Below are 16108 nucleotides of genomic sequence, written 5' to 3'. Positions count from 1 at the left end.
GAGTTAAAGAGTCTCGGATCCGGTCAGGCGCTTGATGGTGCTGCGCAGGATGGTGCTGTCAGGCTGGTCTTTGAGGAACTTGCCCCAGATTTGTTTCGCTTCGCGCTGTTTACCCTTGGCCCACAGCACTTCGCCCAGGTGTGCGGCGACTTCGTGGTCGGGGAAGCGCTCAAGGGCCTGACGCAGGTATTTCTCGGCGTCTTCCAGATTACCCATGCGGAAGTTCACCCAGCCGAGGCTGTCGAGAACCGCCGGGTCTTCCGGGTTGATCTGGTGGGCCTGTTCGATCAGCGCCTTGGCTTCAGCGTAGCGGGTGGTGCGGTCGGACAGGGTGTAGCCGAGGGCGTTGAGGGCCATGGCGTTGTCCGGATCGCGCTTGATGATCAGGCGCAGGTCTTTTTCCATCTGCGCCAGGTCATTGCGCTTTTCCGCCTGCATGGCGCGGGTGTAAAGCAGATTCAGATCGTCCGGATACTGCTGCAACGCTTGTTGCAGGACTTTCCAGGCCTTGTCGCCCTGATTGTTGGCGGACAGGGTTTCGGCTTCGATCAGGTACAACTGGATCGCGTAGTCCGGCTGCTCGTCACGCTCGGCGGCGAGTTTGCTCTGGGCTTCGGCGGTCTTGCCGTTGTTCATCAGAATATCGGCCTGACGCAGTTGCGCCGGCAGATAGTCGTTGCCGGGGCCGACCTGGGCGTATTCGATAAGCGCGCCTTGCGGGTCGTTGCGTTCTTCGGCGATACGCCCCAGGTTCAGGTGCGCCGAATCGACGTGGCTTTCCCGGGCGATCAGGTCTTCCAGATAGCCCTTGGCCTCGTCCCAGGCCTTGGCTTCCAGGCAGACCAGTGCCAGCGAGTAACGCAGTTCGTCGTCTTCCGGGTATTGCTGAACCAGGGTGGAGAACTCGACCTTGGCGTCGTCCATCCGGTCCTGTTCCACCAGCATCCGCGCGTAGGTCAGGCGCAGGCGCTTGTCGTCCGGATACTTCTTGATGCTCTTTTGCAGCAGCGGCAAGGCTTCGTCGCCGCGATTCAGCCCTTGCAGCAGGCGCGCGCGCAGCAGGATCGGGGCGATCTCGCCGTCTTCCGGCGGATTGTCTTCGAGCAGGGTCAGCGCACCTCGGGTGTCGCCGTCCTGCTGCATCAGCAGGGCCTTGCCGAAAATCAGCTGATTGTTGTTCGGGTGACGCTGCAACAGGCGGTCGAAGCTTTTCATCAGGCCGTTGCGGGTTTCCTGATCGGTGTCGGCGGCCGATAGCGCGAGGAAGTCGAAATGGGTGTCGCCCTTGCCCTGCAGGACTTTCTCCATGTAGACCATCGAGTCGTCATAACGCCCGGCGCGCGCCAGTTGCACGGCGGCAGCGCGCTGTGCTTCGAGGTCGTCAGGGGCGTTTTTCGCCCAGATCAGTGCGGTATCGAGGGCCGGCTGGTCGGCGCCCAGGTACTCGGCGATGCGGAAGGCACGCTCGGAAACGCCAGGATCCTGGGTGTTGATGGCCTGGGTCACGTAGTTGTCCAGGGCAATGTCGAAACGATTGCGCTGGCCGGCGAGTTCGGCACTCAGCAGGCTGAACACCGTTTCCTGGCTGAACGAGCTGTAAACCTTGGGCTTTTCAGGGGCCGGCGTGGTGTCTTCGACCGGTGAGGCACCGTCCTGCGAAACGGGGGCCAAGGCCTGGCAGCCGCTGAGGAAGACAAAAGCGAGGAGCAACGCGGAAGATCTATTCATATAGGAAGAGGACGACTAACCTGCGGTCGGATCATCATGACACAAGCCTTCGGCCAAACATAACCGAGTCTCGATTGTGGCCATTATAGGGGCCGGCAATTGGGACAATAGTCAGCGGTAGTTGTTCTGAATCTGACGAAGTAGGACAATTGCCGGCTTCACGTCACCATCAGCGACCTTGAATGGCCTTCCTTGCACTCGGTATCAACCACAAGACTGCTTCAGTAGACGTCCGCGAGCGCGTGGCCTTTACCCCTGAGCAGCTGGTGGAGGCCTTGCAGCAGCTCTGCCGACTCACCGACAGCCGCGAAGCTGCGATCCTCTCCACCTGCAATCGCAGTGAGCTGTATATAGAACAGGATCAGCTGTCGGCCGATATCGTGCTGCGCTGGCTGGCCGACTATCACCATTTAAGCCTCGATGAGCTGCGCGCGAGCGCTTATGTGCATGAAGACGATGCGGCCGTTCGTCACATGATGCGCGTCGCCTCCGGGCTCGACTCGCTGGTGCTGGGCGAGCCGCAGATTCTCGGCCAGATGAAGTCAGCCTACGCCGTGGCCCGCGAGGCCGGCACCATCGGGCCGCTGCTCGGGCGACTGTTCCAGGCAACCTTCAACGCCGCCAAGCAGGTGCGTACCGACACTGCCATCGGCGAAAACCCGGTGTCCGTGGCGTTTGCCGCCGTCAGCCTGGCCAAACAGATTTTCAGCGACCTGCAACGCAGCCAGGCCCTGCTGATCGGCGCTGGCGAGACCATCACCCTGGTCGCCCGTCATCTGCACGAGCTGGGGGTCAAGCGTATCGTGGTCGCCAACCGGACCCTGGAGCGCGCCAGCCTGCTTGCCGAACAGTTCGGTGCCCACGCGGTGTTGCTCTCGGACATCCCGGCCGAACTGGTGCGCAGCGACATCGTCATCAGTTCTACCGCCAGTCAGTTGCCGATCCTCGGCAAGGGCGCGGTGGAAAGCGCGCTGAAGTTGCGCAAGCACAAACCGATCTTCATGGTCGATATCGCCGTTCCCCGTGACATCGAGCCAGAAGTCGGCGAACTCGACGACGTTTACCTCTATAGCGTCGACGATCTGCACGAAGTGGTCGCCGAAAACCTCAAGAGCCGTCAGGGTGCAGCGCAGGCGGCTGAAGAGATGGTTTCGGTCGGCGCCGACGATTTCATGGTGCGCCTGCGCGAGCTGGCGGCGGTCGACGTGCTCAAGGCCTATCGTCAACAGAGCGAACGCCTGCGCGACGAAGAACTGCAAAAGGCCCTGCGCCTGCTGGCCAACGGCGGCAACGCCGAAGACGTGCTCGGGCAACTGGCCCGTGGCCTGACCAACAAACTCCTGCACGCACCCAGCGTGCAGTTGAAAAAGCTTTCTGCCGAAGGCCGCCTCGATGCGCTGGCCATGGCTCAGGAACTCTTTGCCCTTGAGGGCTCACCGGATAGCTTTTCGGATAAAAAACCGCAATGAAAGCGTCACTGCTCAATAAGCTGGACATTCTCCAGGACCGTTTCGAGGAACTGACCGCGCTGCTCGGCGACGGCGAAGTCATTTCCGACCAGACCAAATTCCGCGCCTATTCCAAGGAATACGCCGAACTTGAGCCGGTGGTACAAGGCTATAAAAAGCTGCTCGGTGTACAAAGCGATCTTGAAGGCGCGCAGGCGCTGCTCAAGGACAGCGACCCGGACATGCGTGAAATGGCCGTGGAAGAAGTCCGCGAAGCCAAGGAATTGCTGATCACGCTGGAATCCGACCTGCAACGCATGCTGCTGCCCAAGGATCCCAACGACGGGCGCAACGTGTTTCTCGAAATTCGCGCCGGCACCGGTGGTGACGAGGCGGCGATCTTCTCGGGTGACCTGTTCCGCATGTATTCGCGTTACGCCGAACGGCGTGGCTGGCGCGTGGAGATCCTCTCGGAGAACGAAGGCGAACATGGCGGCTATAAAGAAGTCATCGCCCGCATCGAAGGCGACAACGTTTACGGCAAGCTGAAATTCGAATCCGGCGCGCACCGCGTACAGCGTGTACCTGCCACCGAATCCCAGGGCCGTATCCACACCTCGGCCTGCACCGTGGCGGTATTGCCCGAGCCGGACGAGCGTGAAGCCATCGAGATCAACCCGGCGGATTTGCGCGTCGACACTTACCGCTCCTCCGGGGCCGGTGGTCAGCACGTCAACACCACCGATTCGGCGATCCGCATCACCCACATCCCGACCGGGACCGTTGTCGAGTGCCAGGAAGAACGTTCCCAGCACAAGAACCGTGCCCGGGCGATGGCCTGGCTGGCGGCCAAACTCAACGACCAGCAGACGGCGGCGGCGGCCAACGCCATCGCCAGCGAACGTAAATTGCTGGTGGGTTCCGGTGACCGCTCCGAGCGCATCCGTACCTACAACTTTGCCCAAGGCCGGGTCACCGACCATCGCGTCAACCTGACCCTGTATTCCCTCGACGAAATCCTCGCCGGTGGCGTCGAAGCGGTGATCGAGCCGTTGCTGGCCGAATACCAGGCCGACCAGCTCGCAGCGATAGGTGAGTAAATGACCATCATCGCCAGCCTGTTGCGCGCCGCCGAACTGCCGGATTCGCCCACGGCGCGTCTGGATGCCGAATTGCTTCTGGCCGCCGCGCTGGGCAAATCCCGCAGTTTTCTTCACACCTGGCCGGAACGCATCGTGCCCAGCGAAGCTGCGCTGGTCTTTGCCGAGTACCTGCAACGTCGCCGCGGCGGCGAGCCGGTCGCCTACATTTTGGGTCAGCAGGGTTTCTGGAAGCTGGATCTGGAAGTCGCGCCGCACACGCTGATCCCGCGTCCGGACACCGAACTGCTGGTGGAAGCCGCGCTGGAATTGTTGCCGGCAACCCCGGCCAAAGTGCTTGATCTGGGCACCGGCAGCGGGGCGATTGCCCTGGCTCTGGCCAGCGAGCGCCCGGCGTGGAAGGTCACCGCCGTGGATCGCGTGCTGGAAGCCGTGGCCTTGGCCGAACGCAATCGCCAGCGTCTGCACCTGAATAACGCAACGGTGCTGAGCAGCCACTGGTTCAGCGCCCTCGAAGGCAAGCGTTTCGAGTTGATCATCAGCAATCCGCCATACATCCGCGCGGCCGATCCGCATCTGGTGGAAGGCGATGTGCGCTTCGAACCGGAAAGCGCCTTGGTTGCCGGCATCGACGGGCTCGACGATCTGCGTCTGATCATCGCCCAGGCGCCGGCGCATCTGGAAGCTGGTGGCTGGTTGATGCTCGAACACGGCTATGATCAAGCCGAAGCCGTGCGCGATCTGCTGCTGACGCAAGGTTTCGAAGAAGTCCACAGCCGCACCGATCTGGGCGGCCATCAACGGATCAGCCTGGGGCGCCTGCCGTGCTGAATGATCAGGAATTGTTGCGCTACAGTCGGCAGATCCTGCTGCAACACATCGACATCGATGGCCAGTTGAAGCTCAAGGACAGCCGGGTTTTGATCGTCGGCCTTGGTGGTCTCGGTGCGCCGGTTGCCTTATATCTGGCGGCGGCGGGTGTCGGTGAATTGCATCTGGCGGATTTCGACACGGTCGACCTGACCAACCTGCAACGCCAGATCATCCACGACACCGATAGCGTCGGCATGCCCAAGGTCGACTCGGCGCTCAAGCGCCTGAGCGCGATCAATCCTGACATCAAGCTGGTGCCCCATCGTCAGGCGCTTGACGAGGATTCCCTCGCCGCAGCCGTGGCGGCGGTTGATCTGGTGCTCGACTGCTCAGACAATTTCTCCACCCGCGAAGCGGTTAACGCCGCCTGTGTGGCCGGGCGCAAGCCGTTGGTCAGCGGCGCCGCGATTCGCCTCGAAGGACAGCTTTCGGTATTCGACCCGCGTCGCGCCGAAAGCCCGTGCTACCACTGTCTGTACGGTCACGGCAGCGAAGCCGAACTGACTTGCAGCGAAGCCGGTGTGGTCGGGCCGCTGGTCGGTCTGGTCGGCAGCCTGCAAGCGCTGGAAGCCCTGAAGTTGCTGGCGGGATTCGGCGAGCCGCTGGTGGGGCGTCTGCTGTTGATTGATGCACTGGGCTCGCGTTTCCGTGAGCTGCGGGTCAAGCGCGACCCCGGTTGCAGCGTCTGTGGTTCGCAGCATGCGTGAAGCGCCGATTGCCGTCTTCGATTCCGGCGTAGGCGGTCTGTCGGTGCTGGCGGAAATTCAGCGTCTGCTGCCGAATGAATCGCTGCTGTACCTCGGTGATTGCGGCCATATTCCTTATGGCGAGAAAACTCCGGAATTCATCCGCCAGCGTTGCAGCGTGATGGCCGGTTTTTTCCGCGAGCAGGGCGCCAAGGCGCTGGTGATCGCCTGCAACACCGCGACCGTGGCCGGTGTCGCCGATCTGCGCCGGGACTTTCCTGACTGGCCGATCGTCGGCATGGAGCCGGCGGTCAAACCGGCCGCAGCCGCCACCCGCAGCGGTGTTGTGGGCGTACTCGCCACCACCGGTACGTTGCAGAGCGCCAAGTTCGCCGCGCTGCTCGATCGTTTCGCCACCGATGTGCGGGTCATCACTCAGCCGTGTCCCGGACTGGTCGAGCGCATTGAAAGCGGCGATCTGCACAGCCCCGAGTTGCGTGCATTGCTCAAGCACTATGTCGATCCGCTTCTGGCCAATGGTTGCGACACGATCATCCTCGGCTGCACCCACTACCCGTTTCTCAAGCCGATGCTCAAGTCGATGATTCCCGAGACCATCAGCCTGATCGATACGGGCGCGGCGGTAGCACGGCAGCTGCAGCGGTTGTTGGCCCAGCGTGATCTGCTTGCCGAAGGTCCGAACCGACCGGTCAGATTCTGGACCAGCGCTGATCCCGCGTCTTTACGCAAGACCCTGGCCCTGCTGGGGCAAGTCGCCGGCGAAGTCGAGAAATTCAACTTGTAAAAAAAATGTGAAATATCTAAAAAGTCAGCTGAACTTCTGACCAAGCGCAGATTTCTATAGCGCAGAGTGACCTAGAAAACCAAACGATCGTTCCGGAAAAGGAAGTTTCAAAGTGAAGCGACTATTCTGCTTGGCCGCGATTGCGGCTGCACTGATGGGGCAAAGTTTTACCGCACAGGCTGCTGGCGTCGAGTTTGCAGTGGGTGCTACCAGTGATTCGACCATGACTTATCGCCTGGGCATGAATTTCGACTGGGACAAGAGTTGGCTGCAAAGTGACGTTGGTCGTCTGACCGGTTACTGGAGCGGCGCCTACACTTATTGGGAAGGCGACAAGACGTCGAGCAACAACAGCCTGTCGTTCTCGCCGGTGTTTGTTTACGAGTTCGCCGGTCAGTCGGTCAAACCGTATGTCGAGGCGGGGATCGGCGTGGCGCTGTTCTCCAACACCGAATACGAAGACAACAAGCTCGGCGGTTCCTTCCAGTTCGAAGACCGTATCGGTTTCGGCCTGCGCTTCAATGGCGGACATGAGGTGGGGATCCGTGCGACGCACTATTCCAACGCCGGTCTGAGCAGCGACAACGACGGTGTGGAAAGCTACGCATTGCATTACACGATGCCGCTGTAAGCACGCGGAAAGTCAGTTCAAGAAAAAAGGAGCGCCAGGCGCTCCTTTTTTTTGTGCTCAGCGGTACGCCGTAGCAATCCCCTGGCGTTCGTCGAGGCATTCCGGTGCGCCCATTTCGAACTCGCGGCAGATCAGCGGGCGCTTCTCGTAGATCGTGCACATCATCGTGTCGCGATCCAGTGCCGCGCACCAGCCATCGTCCAGACGCAGCATCACCTCTCCACCCCAATCGTCGGTATCGATAAAGCGCTCGGGCACGCCGGTATCGGTGATCAGCATCACTTCGAGCTGACAGCAGCAGGCTGCACAGGTCGAGCACGTGACAACGGGTTCGGCGATTTGCCGATGGGGAATGGTTTTCATGGCGCCAGTGTACGGCAGTGGCCGATGACCGTGTGAAAGGCCTGACAGGCGTTTAGCGCGCCAGCCGTCGGGACAATTGATGCAGCAACGGAAACAGCATCGCCCACAGCAGCGCCACGCCGATCAGGGTCGCAAGCTCACCGTGAGGAAACTGCACGCCGGCCAGTCGTCCGCCGGCACCGTAGGACAGGGCGCCCCCGACTGCGCCAAGCAGGCTGGCGAGCCACCACGGCCTGGCGCTCCATTGCAGGCAATGGCGCAACGTCGTGGCAAACAACGCCCAGAGCAACATCAGCCACAGCGGGATCAGCGGCGACAGATCCTTGAACTCGAAGACCCCGAGACCGCGCAGCGTACTGTCCACCGCCGTGCCGATAATCACTACGCAGAGCAACAGGCGACCTTCCTGCGCCCAGCTGCTGATCCAGCGCAGATGAATCACCAGCACCGCCAGCGCCAGTAGCAGCCAAAGGCTGTCGCCACCGAGCACGCAGGCCAGCCAGCCGATCTGGAACAGCACCGCGTTGGCCAACCGCTCAAGCATCGAACCGGCCCAGCAAAGGCGCGGTCATCGCCGCCGGTTTGGCCAGCACCAGTTGTGCGGTGCCGATGGTGCGCTCAAGAAATCCGCCCTCGCAGTAACACAGGTAGAACTCCCACAACCTGAGGAAGTAATCGTCATAGCCCAGTTCGGTCAAACGGCCGTGAGCATGGCGGAAGTTCTCGTGCCACAGGCGCAGGGTGCGGGCGTAATGCAGGCCGAAATCTTCCATGTGCAACAGGTTCATATCGGTGTCGCGGCCGACGATTTCGAGCATTTTCTGTACGCAGGGCAGGGCACCGCCGGGGAAAATGTAGCGCTGGATGAAGTCCACGCCACGGCGGGCCTGTTCGTAACGCTGTTCGCGGATGGTGATCGCTTGCAGCAGCATCAGGCCGTTGCTCTTGAGCAGCTGCGCGCATTGCTTGAAGTAGGTCGGCAGAAAGCGGTGGCCGACCGCCTCGATCATTTCGATCGACACCAGTTTGTCGTACTGGCCGGTGAGGTCGCGGTAGTCCTTGAGTAGCAGCGTCACTTGATCCTGCAAACCGAGGCGTTCGATGCGGGCCGCGGTGAAGGCGAACTGCTCTTTCGACAGCGTGGTGGTGGTGACTTTGCAGCCATAATGCTGCGCCGCGTAGAGCGCCATGCTGCCCCAACCGGTGCCGATTTCCAGCAGATGGTCGCCGGGCTTGAGCGCGAGTTTCTGGCAGATCCGCTCCAGCTTGTTCAGTTGCGCCTGCTCCAGGCTGTCGTCAGGGCTGAGGAACTGCGCGGCCGAATACATCATGGTCGGGTCAAGAAACTGCTCGAACAGGTCATTGCCCAGATCGTAATGAGCGGCGATGTTTTTCTGCGAGCCCTTGCGCGTATTGCGGTTGAGCCAGTGCAGCCCGCGCACCAGCGGGCGACCGAGCCGGGCCAGGCCACCTTCCATTGCGTCGAGCACTTCAAGGTTGCTGACGAAGACCCGCACCACGGCCGTCAGGTCCGGCGAGCGCCAGTAGCCATGGATGAAGGCTTCGCCCGCACCGATCGAACCATTGCCGGCGACCAGTCCCCAGACGGCCGGATCCAGAACTTGAATCTCGCCCACCAGGGCGCTGCCCGGCGTGCCGAAGACGTGGCGCTCGCCGTCCTCGATGACGATCAGTTGACCCTGCTTGAGCTGCTCCAGCTGGCGCAGTACTCCCCGGCGCAGCAGCGAACCGCTCAGGCCGTGAGGGCTGAACAGGCTGGCTTTGGCCGAGACGCTAGTGGATTTCATGGTGGCGTTCCTCGGTCGGTACAGTGGCGGTTCGAAAACGGTCGTCGGCGCGCTGGTGGTCATACACCGGGGTGCGCTTGAGCAACAGGCGCAGCGCCTGCCAATAGATCGCCAGCGCGGTCTTGGCAGTCATCCAGGGAAAGCGCCACAGGTGTCGGTGCAAGTGGCTTCGATCAAGGGGTTCGCGTTGCAGGTCGAGGGTGGCGTCGAACAGTTTTTGCTCACCCTGCCAGTCGGCCATGTGTACGCCCAAAGTCTGCGCGGCCGGGCTGAAGCTCATGCGGTATTCCAGGTCCGGCGGCAGGAACGGCGACACGTGAAAGGCCTTGGTCACGGCAAAGTGCTGATGAAAGTCCTGCAGATGAGTCGGCGCTCGAGCCGGCAGCACGTAGTGATAACGCTCGCGCCACGGCGTGTTGCGGACTTCGCAGAGAATCGCCGCCAGTTGGCCGTCGGCCTCGTGGCAGTAGAAAAAGCTCACCGGGTTGAACGACAGGCCCCAGCTGCGCGGTTGGGTCAGCAGGCAGATCGAACCTTGCGGCGCATGGCCCAGGGCTTCGCCGACCAACTGGCGCACCGCATCGCTCAGGCGCACGCCCCGGTCGGTGAAGGTTTTCAGGTAATCGGTTTCGCGAAATGAAAACGGCGCAAAGCGGCTCGAACCCGCCAGTCGGGACAGGCCCAGCACCGCTTCCTGTTCAGCCAGATCCAGATACAGCATGCCGATCCGGTAACGGAATTGATGACGGCGCGGTGCGAATCGCCGATGGGCAATCCAGCCACTGTAGAGCGCGCTGTTCACAGACTTTCTCCGAAGGCTGCGGCCACGCGCAGGGCGCTGACCACGCCGTCCTCATGAAAACCGTTGGCCCAATAGGCGCCGCAATAATGCGTGTGTTGCGCGCCGTCGATTTCAGCCCAGCGCTGCTGTGCCGCCACGGCCGCGAGGCTGAATTGCGGGTGGGCATAGGTGAAGCGCGCCAGCACTTTGGACGGCGTGATGCCAGCGCTCTGGTTGAGGCTGACGCAGAACGTGGTGTCGCTCTGGATGCCTTGCAGAATGTTCATGTCGTAGGTCACGGCCGCCCGGGTATGACCGGCTCCGCCGAGGCGATAGTTCCAGCTGGCCCAGGCCCGCTTGCGCGTGGGCAGCAGACGGGTGTCGGTGTGCAGCAGCACTTCGTTGTCGGCGTAGGGCAGGGCGCCGAGGATTTCCCTTTCTTTATCGTCAGGACTTCCCAGCAGTCGCAGGGCCTGGTCGCTGTGGCAGGCCAGCACCACTTTGTCGAAACGTTCGATGCCGGCCGGGCTGTGGATAACCACGCCGTGCGCATCACGATCGATCCGGCCCACCGGGCAATTCAGGCGGATACGCTCCTTGAACGATGCGGTCAACGGCGCAATGTAAGCGCTGGAACCCCCCTCGATGACCTGCCATTGCGGACGGTTGCTGACCGACAGCAACCCGTGGTTCTCAAAAAAACGCACGAAGAACTGCAACGGAAAATTGAGCATTTCGGCCATCGGCATCGACCAGATCGCCGCGCCCATCGGCACGATGTAATGCAGGATGAAGCGCTCGCCGTAAGCGCCGGCCTTGAGGTAATCGTCGAGTGTGGTGTCCGCGGTGATCCGCTGTTCGGCAAGGTCGCGCCGGGCTTCTTTATTGAATCGCAGGATGTCGCGCAACATGCCCCAGAATCCGGGCGACAGCAGATTGCTGCGCTGGGCAAACAGGCTGTTCAGGTTGTTGCCGTTGTATTCCAGACCGGTGTCCGGATCGTTGACCGAAAAGCTCATCTCGGTGGGTTTGAACGTCACACCCAGTTGGCCAAGCAAACGGATGAAGTTGGGATACGTCCAGTCGTTGAACACGATGAAGCCGGTGTCCACCGCATACTCGCGCCCGTCCACGGTCACAGGCACGGTGTGCGTGTGGCCGCCGATCCGGGCGTCGGCTTCAAACACCGTAATGTCATGCCGACGAGCGAGCAGATAGGCACAGGTCAAACCGGCGATGCCGCTGCCGACAATGGCGATCTTCATGTTGCGTCCTTGAGCGGAGGGTTGCTGCGCACCATGCGTTTGCCAATTGCCAGTTGTACCCGCGCAGGCATTTTCGACAGTGGCCACAGCACCGCCATGAACAGTGCCGGAAAGGCGATTTCCAGCGGTCGATCTTTCAGCTTGGCGAAGATGTGCCGTGCGGCTTTATCCACAGGCCAACTGAGCGGCATCGGGAAATCATTTTTGGCGGTCAGCGGTGTCTCTACAAAACCGGGGCTGATCACGGTCACTTCAATGCCTTCGTCCGCCAGATCGATACGCAGGGACTCGAACAGATAGCGCAGCCCGGCCTTCGATGCGCCATAGGCTTCGGCGCGGGGCAGCGGCACATAGGTCACCGAGCTGGCCATGCCCACCAGATGCGGTGCCGTCCCTTTGCGCAGCAAGGGCAGCGCGGCTTCGATGCAATAGCTGCTGGCGAGCAGGTTGGTGCGCACCACGTGCTCGATGATCGAGGCGTCGAACTGTCGGGCATCGACGTACTCACAGGTGCCGGCGTTGAGGATCACTGTGTCCAGCGCGCCCCAGTCCATGGCGATCTTCTCGCCGATTTCCCGGACAGTCTGGCTGTTGGTCAGGTCTCCCGGCACTACCAGCACCTGGCCCGGATAGCGCTGTGCCAACACTTTGAGCGGCGCGACCTGTCGGGAACTGACCGCCAGATGTGCGCCGCTCTTCAGAATTTCTTCCGCGAGTGCCGCGCCGATGCCACTGCTGGCACCGGTCAGCCAATAACGCCGTGGAGCTGTACGACTCATCCCAATCTCCTTTTCAGCCAGGCGATCACCCGACCCAATATGGGTAAATGTTCATAAAGCAGTGCTCCGGCATCGAAGTAATCCCGATGACGGTAAACCTTGTCGCGCCAGAGCAGGTGCGAGCAGCCGGAGACTCGAATCAGTTGCCCGCTGGCCAGGCGCGGGTGGCGGTAGCTCATGACCCAGCGCAAATAACCTTCGCCGTCGCCGATCTGGTCGAAACCGTGGAAATCAAAGCGCAGTTCGTTGACGTTGGCGTACAACTCGCTGAAGTAGCTGCGCAGTTGCGCCAGTCCCTGCACTTCGTGCAGCGGATCGGTAAAATGAATGTCCTCGCTGTACAGTTCGTCCAGTTTGCGCAAATTGTCTTTATTCAACTGTGCGAACCGCTGGGCAAAACCGCGCAGAAATTCACTCATCGCTCTCTCCTTGAGACGACCGCGACGGCAGGTTCTTGAAGGCTGCCAGCGCCCGCTCCCGCGATGTGCTCAGATTGACGATCGGCGGCGGATAGTCCGCGACGCCGAACAGCCCGCCGGCACTGGCCGGGTTGTGTACGTCTTTTTTGTTCAGTCCGGCCAGCTCCGGCAGCCAGTGCTTGATGAACAAGCCTTCGCTGTCGAATTTTTCCGACTGGCTGACCGGGTTGAAGATGCGAAAGTACGGCGCCGAGTCGGTGCCGGTCGAGGCGCTCCACTGCCAGCCGCCGTTGTTCGCGGCCAGGTCGCCGTCGATCAGGTGGCGCATGAAGAAACGCTCGCCTTCGTGCCAGTCGATCAACAGGTTCTTGGTCAGAAACATCGCCACCACCATTCGCAGCCGGTTGTGCATCCAGCCGGTTTCCAGCAGTTGGCGCATGGCTGCATCGATGATCGGCAGGCCGGTGCGGGCTTCCTGCCAGGCGGCCAGATCCTCGGGGGCATCACGCCAGGCCAGGGCTTCGGTTTCCGGACGGAATGCGCGATGCCGTGAAACCCGTGGGTAACCGACGAGGATGTGTTTGTAGAACTCACGCCACAGCAATTCGTTGATCCAGGTGACAGCGCCGACCTTGCCGCTTTCGAATTCGCCCTGATTGCTTTGCAGGGCGGCGTGCAGGCATTGGCGCGGCGAGATCACGCCAGCGGCCAGATAGGCCGAGAGCTGGCTGGTGCCGGGTTTGGCCGGGAAGTCACGTTCGCTCTTGTAATAGTCGATCTGTGCATCGGCGAACGTGTCGAGGCGTCGCCGGGCCTCGGTTTCACCGGCGGGCCACAGGGCGCGCAGGGATGCGCCGGGAGTCGGGAATCCTTCGATGGCTTCTGGAACGGGGTCGCTGGCGATGTTCAGCGCTGACTGTTTGCCCGGCGCCTGTTTCAGCGAAGGCATCGAACGGTGCAGGTGCTCGTAGCAGACTTTGCGGAACTGACTGAACACCTGAAAGTAAGTGCCGGTGCGGGTCAGCACGCTGCCGGGCTTGAACAGCAATTGGTCGAGGTAGCTATGGAGCGTTATGCCTTCGGCTTGCAGCGCCTTGGCAACGGCTGCGTCGCGACGGCTTTCGTTGATGCCGTATTCCTCGTTGACGTGCACTGCCTCGATCTTCAGTTGCCGACACAGCTCGAGCAGCACCGCCGGTGCCTGATCCCAGTGAGACGCGGTGCGGATCAGGAGCGGCATGTTCAGGTCGCCGAGGCTTTTGCTCAGCTCGTGCAGATTGCGCAGCCAGAAATCGATCTTGCACGGCGCGTCGTCATGTTCCTGCCACTGCTGCGGACTCAACAGGTACACAGCCACGGTCGGGCCACGCTCGGCGGCGGCCGCGAGGGCGGTGTTGTCGTGTTGGCGCAGGTCGCTGCGCAGCCAGATCAATTGCATGTCGGTCTCTGTCTGAATCATTAAATCAATCCACGCTGAATGAGCACCCGATGCGCCGAAAGAGGGTCTTCGGCCAGGAGCAGATCAGCGAAATCGGAAGTCTCTGCGGACAACTCGGCGTGGTGAATGCACACCGTTGGTCCGGCAATCAGTTTCGGGCAGCTGATGCCATTCAACAGTTTCGGCAGTTGGGCAAGGTTCAGGGCTTTGCTGGAATACAGCAGTACGCCACGGGCTTGCAGGGTATCGGTTGCCAATGCCAGTTCGCCGGCCGGCAGCGGCCAGTCGAGTACTTGTACCGGGCAATCGGCGCTGCTGATGAGCCAGGCGCAGAGCCACAGATGCGGCTCCAGCGCCAGGTCCGATTGATTGACCAGCAGCAGCGGCGCAGTGCGCAACTGACGGTTGTTATGGTAGATGCGTGCGCCGAATTTGCTGCGCAACCAGGCATAAAAGAACACGCGCTCCATCTGCGCCCCGAACTGGCCCTGCCAACGTTGTTCGAGATCGCTCAGCAGCGGCAGCAACAATTGCTCACACAGGGTGCGCGGCGGATACAGCGCCATCGCCTGGTTGACGCTGTCGTCGAGGCTGCGCTCGTTCAGTTGAGTGACCGCCAACAGGGCGGCCTGACGCAGGGGATGCCATTCGTCTTCCACCGGTTCGTTCAAGGCCTGGGCCGTGTCGAGCAGCGGTTTGACCTGGCTGACCGCTACGCCACGGTTGAGCCAGGTGAGAATATTCTGGATACGCAGCACATGATCGGCGTTGTACAGGCGATGGCCCTTGGGTGTGCGTTGCGGCACGATCAGCCCGTAGCGCCGTTCCCAGGCGCGCAGGGTGACGGCATTGACGCCGGTCTGACGCGCGACTTCGCGGATCGGCAGCCAGCCTTCGTCGAGGGCTTTCTTGAAGTCGGCGCCGAGGTCTTCACGGGCGCTGGTGTCGAGTGAGTCGTTCATCAAATGGCGTTTCGCAGGCTGAGGTTTTCCGGATGCGGCTGCAGGTACACCTGCTGCGCAATGTAGGGATCCGGGTGGAGGCGAAAGTGATGTTTGAGCAGCGTCAGCGGTACTACCAGCGGCACGATGCCGTGTCGGTATTGGCCGATGATGTGCTGCACTTCCTGTTTGTCTTCGGGGCTGATGGCCTGCTTCAGGTAGCCACTGATGTGCTGCAGGACATTGCTGTGGGTGCGGCGGGTGGCGCATTTCTTGAGTGCCGCCATCAGTTCAGTGAAATAGCGTGGGCCCAGTTCGATCGGGTCGGTCCGGCCCATGTTGCCCAGCAGATTGCCCAGCGCCTTGTATTGCACCGGGTTGTGAGCCATCAGCAGGTATTTGTAGCGCGAATGGAAGTCGGTGAGCGCGCGGCGGCTCAAGCCTTGCTGGAGCACTTGCTGCCATTCGCGGTAGGCGAGTACGCGGGTGATGAAATTTTCCCGCAGCACCGGATCGTTAAGACGCCCGGCTTCTTCCACCGGCAGGTCCGGATGCCGTGCACAGAACGCGTCGGCGTAAATGCCGCGCCCGCCACCATTCACCGGTGCGCCGTTGGCGTGGTAGACCTTGACCCGCTCCAGTCCGCAGGACGGCGATTGCTGCATGAAGATGTAGCCGCAGATGTCACTGAGTTCCCCGGCCATTTTCTCGCCGTAAGCGGCCAGTGGCTGGGTAACATTGATCGATGGATTGACGGTGCCGACCGCATCAGGCTTTTGCGGGTCGCCTACCAGACGAATCGGCTCGCGGGGTATCCCGAGACCAATCGCTACCTCAGGACAGACGGGAACGAACTCAAAATGCTCGGCCAGGGTGCGGCTGCACAAACGCGATTCCTTGTGGCCGCCGTTGTAGCGAACTTCGGCCCCCATCAGGCAGGCGCTGATGGCGATTTTTGGCAGGGACGTCGATGAGTCGGACATGCAACAACCTCGAATCTGATCCTGTACAGACGAATAGATCTGTACAACATTCTCTCAGCA

17 protein-coding genes are annotated in these 16108 nt (G+C 61.4%); 6 read left to right on the top strand and 11 right to left on the bottom strand.

Going from position 1 to position 16108, the window contains the following annotated elements:
* Positions 1–3: 3 nt before the first annotated feature.
* Positions 4–1728: a tetratricopeptide repeat protein gene (locus AWU82_RS04330; protein WP_064384010.1), complete on the bottom strand. Its 1725-nt coding sequence runs from the start codon at positions 1726–1728 to the stop codon at positions 4–6.
* 182 nt (positions 1729–1910) lie between these two features.
* On the opposite strand from AWU82_RS04330, the gene hemA reads away from it, so the two are divergent.
* From hemA to AWU82_RS04300, 6 genes are all read left to right on the top strand, one after another.
* Positions 1911–3197 (top strand): glutamyl-tRNA reductase, encoded by a 1287-nt coding sequence (gene hemA / locus AWU82_RS04325; RefSeq protein WP_007951716.1) that lies wholly within the window; start codon positions 1911–1913, stop codon positions 3195–3197.
* A complete protein-coding gene (gene prfA / locus AWU82_RS04320) occupies positions 3194–4276 on the top strand; it encodes a peptide chain release factor 1 (RefSeq protein WP_007951714.1) in 1083 nt (360 codons plus the stop codon). The genes hemA and prfA overlap by 4 nt, the downstream gene beginning before the upstream one ends.
* On the top strand, positions 4277–5107 hold the full coding sequence (prmC, locus tag AWU82_RS04315) for a peptide chain release factor N(5)-glutamine methyltransferase (protein WP_064384009.1): 831 nt from the start codon (positions 4277–4279) through the stop codon (positions 5105–5107).
* The gene (locus tag AWU82_RS04310) at positions 5101–5856 is read left to right on the top strand and encodes a molybdopterin-synthase adenylyltransferase MoeB (RefSeq protein WP_064384008.1); all 756 of its coding nucleotides are present in this window, start codon (positions 5101–5103) and stop codon (positions 5854–5856) included. The genes prmC and AWU82_RS04310 overlap by 7 nt, the downstream gene beginning before the upstream one ends.
* The gene (murI, locus tag AWU82_RS04305) at positions 5849–6640 is read left to right on the top strand and encodes a glutamate racemase (RefSeq protein WP_064384007.1); all 792 of its coding nucleotides are present in this window, start codon (positions 5849–5851) and stop codon (positions 6638–6640) included. The genes AWU82_RS04310 and murI overlap by 8 nt, the downstream gene beginning before the upstream one ends.
* A 112-nt stretch (positions 6641–6752) precedes the next feature.
* The gene (locus AWU82_RS04300; RefSeq protein WP_039766327.1) at positions 6753–7271 is read left to right on the top strand and encodes an acyloxyacyl hydrolase; all 519 of its coding nucleotides are present in this window, start codon (positions 6753–6755) and stop codon (positions 7269–7271) included.
* Between the two features lie 57 nt (positions 7272–7328).
* Here AWU82_RS04300 and AWU82_RS04295 read toward each other — a convergent pair whose 3' ends face one another.
* Genes AWU82_RS04295 through AWU82_RS04250 form a run of 10 tightly spaced genes read right to left on the bottom strand, consistent with a single transcriptional unit; the run spans position 7329 to position 16048 of the window.
* Positions 7329–7634, bottom strand: a complete 306-nt coding sequence (locus tag AWU82_RS04295) for a YkgJ family cysteine cluster protein (RefSeq protein ID WP_064384006.1) — start codon at positions 7632–7634, stop codon at positions 7329–7331.
* A 52-nt stretch (positions 7635–7686) separates the two neighbouring features.
* Positions 7687–8178, bottom strand: a complete 492-nt coding sequence (locus AWU82_RS04290; protein ID WP_064384005.1) for a DUF2878 domain-containing protein — start codon at positions 8176–8178, stop codon at positions 7687–7689.
* A complete protein-coding gene (locus tag AWU82_RS04285) occupies positions 8171–9442 on the bottom strand; it encodes an SAM-dependent methyltransferase (RefSeq protein WP_064384004.1) in 1272 nt (423 codons plus the stop codon). The genes AWU82_RS04290 and AWU82_RS04285 overlap by 8 nt, the downstream gene beginning before the upstream one ends.
* On the bottom strand, positions 9429–10244 hold the full coding sequence (locus tag AWU82_RS04280) for a DUF1365 domain-containing protein (protein WP_064384003.1): 816 nt from the start codon (positions 10242–10244) through the stop codon (positions 9429–9431). The genes AWU82_RS04285 and AWU82_RS04280 overlap by 14 nt, the downstream gene beginning before the upstream one ends.
* Positions 10241–11488: an NAD(P)/FAD-dependent oxidoreductase gene (locus AWU82_RS04275; protein ID WP_064384002.1), complete on the bottom strand. Its 1248-nt coding sequence runs from the start codon at positions 11486–11488 to the stop codon at positions 10241–10243. The genes AWU82_RS04280 and AWU82_RS04275 overlap by 4 nt, the downstream gene beginning before the upstream one ends.
* On the bottom strand, positions 11485–12267 hold the full coding sequence (locus AWU82_RS04270) for an SDR family NAD(P)-dependent oxidoreductase (protein ID WP_064384001.1): 783 nt from the start codon (positions 12265–12267) through the stop codon (positions 11485–11487). Before AWU82_RS04270 ends, AWU82_RS04275 begins: the two co-directional genes overlap by 4 nt.
* A complete protein-coding gene (locus AWU82_RS04265) occupies positions 12264–12686 on the bottom strand; it encodes a nuclear transport factor 2 family protein (protein WP_064384000.1) in 423 nt (140 codons plus the stop codon). The genes AWU82_RS04270 and AWU82_RS04265 overlap by 4 nt, the downstream gene beginning before the upstream one ends.
* Complete coding sequence (gene phrB / locus AWU82_RS04260) at positions 12679–14124, bottom strand: deoxyribodipyrimidine photo-lyase (RefSeq protein WP_139831619.1); 1446 nt, start codon at positions 14122–14124, stop codon at positions 12679–12681. The genes AWU82_RS04265 and phrB overlap by 8 nt, the downstream gene beginning before the upstream one ends.
* A gap of 20 nt (positions 14125–14144) precedes the next feature.
* Entirely contained in the window at positions 14145–15086 is a 942-nt protein-coding gene (locus tag AWU82_RS04255; protein ID WP_064383998.1) for a MerR family transcriptional regulator, read from the bottom strand.
* Positions 15086–16048 carry a YbgA family protein gene (locus AWU82_RS04250; RefSeq protein ID WP_064383997.1) on the bottom strand — a complete coding sequence of 321 codons (963 nt, stop codon included), beginning with the start codon at positions 16046–16048 and terminating at the stop codon, positions 15086–15088. The genes AWU82_RS04255 and AWU82_RS04250 overlap by 1 nt, the downstream gene beginning before the upstream one ends.
* Between the last annotated feature and the right edge of the window lie 60 nt (positions 16049–16108).

The sequence above is a fragment of the Pseudomonas glycinae genome (assembly GCF_001594225.2).
Classification (GTDB): domain Bacteria; phylum Pseudomonadota; class Gammaproteobacteria; order Pseudomonadales; family Pseudomonadaceae; genus Aquipseudomonas; species Aquipseudomonas glycinae.
The sequence above is the reverse complement of the archived record's forward strand: the minus strand, read 5'-3'. Positions and strand labels throughout refer to the sequence as shown.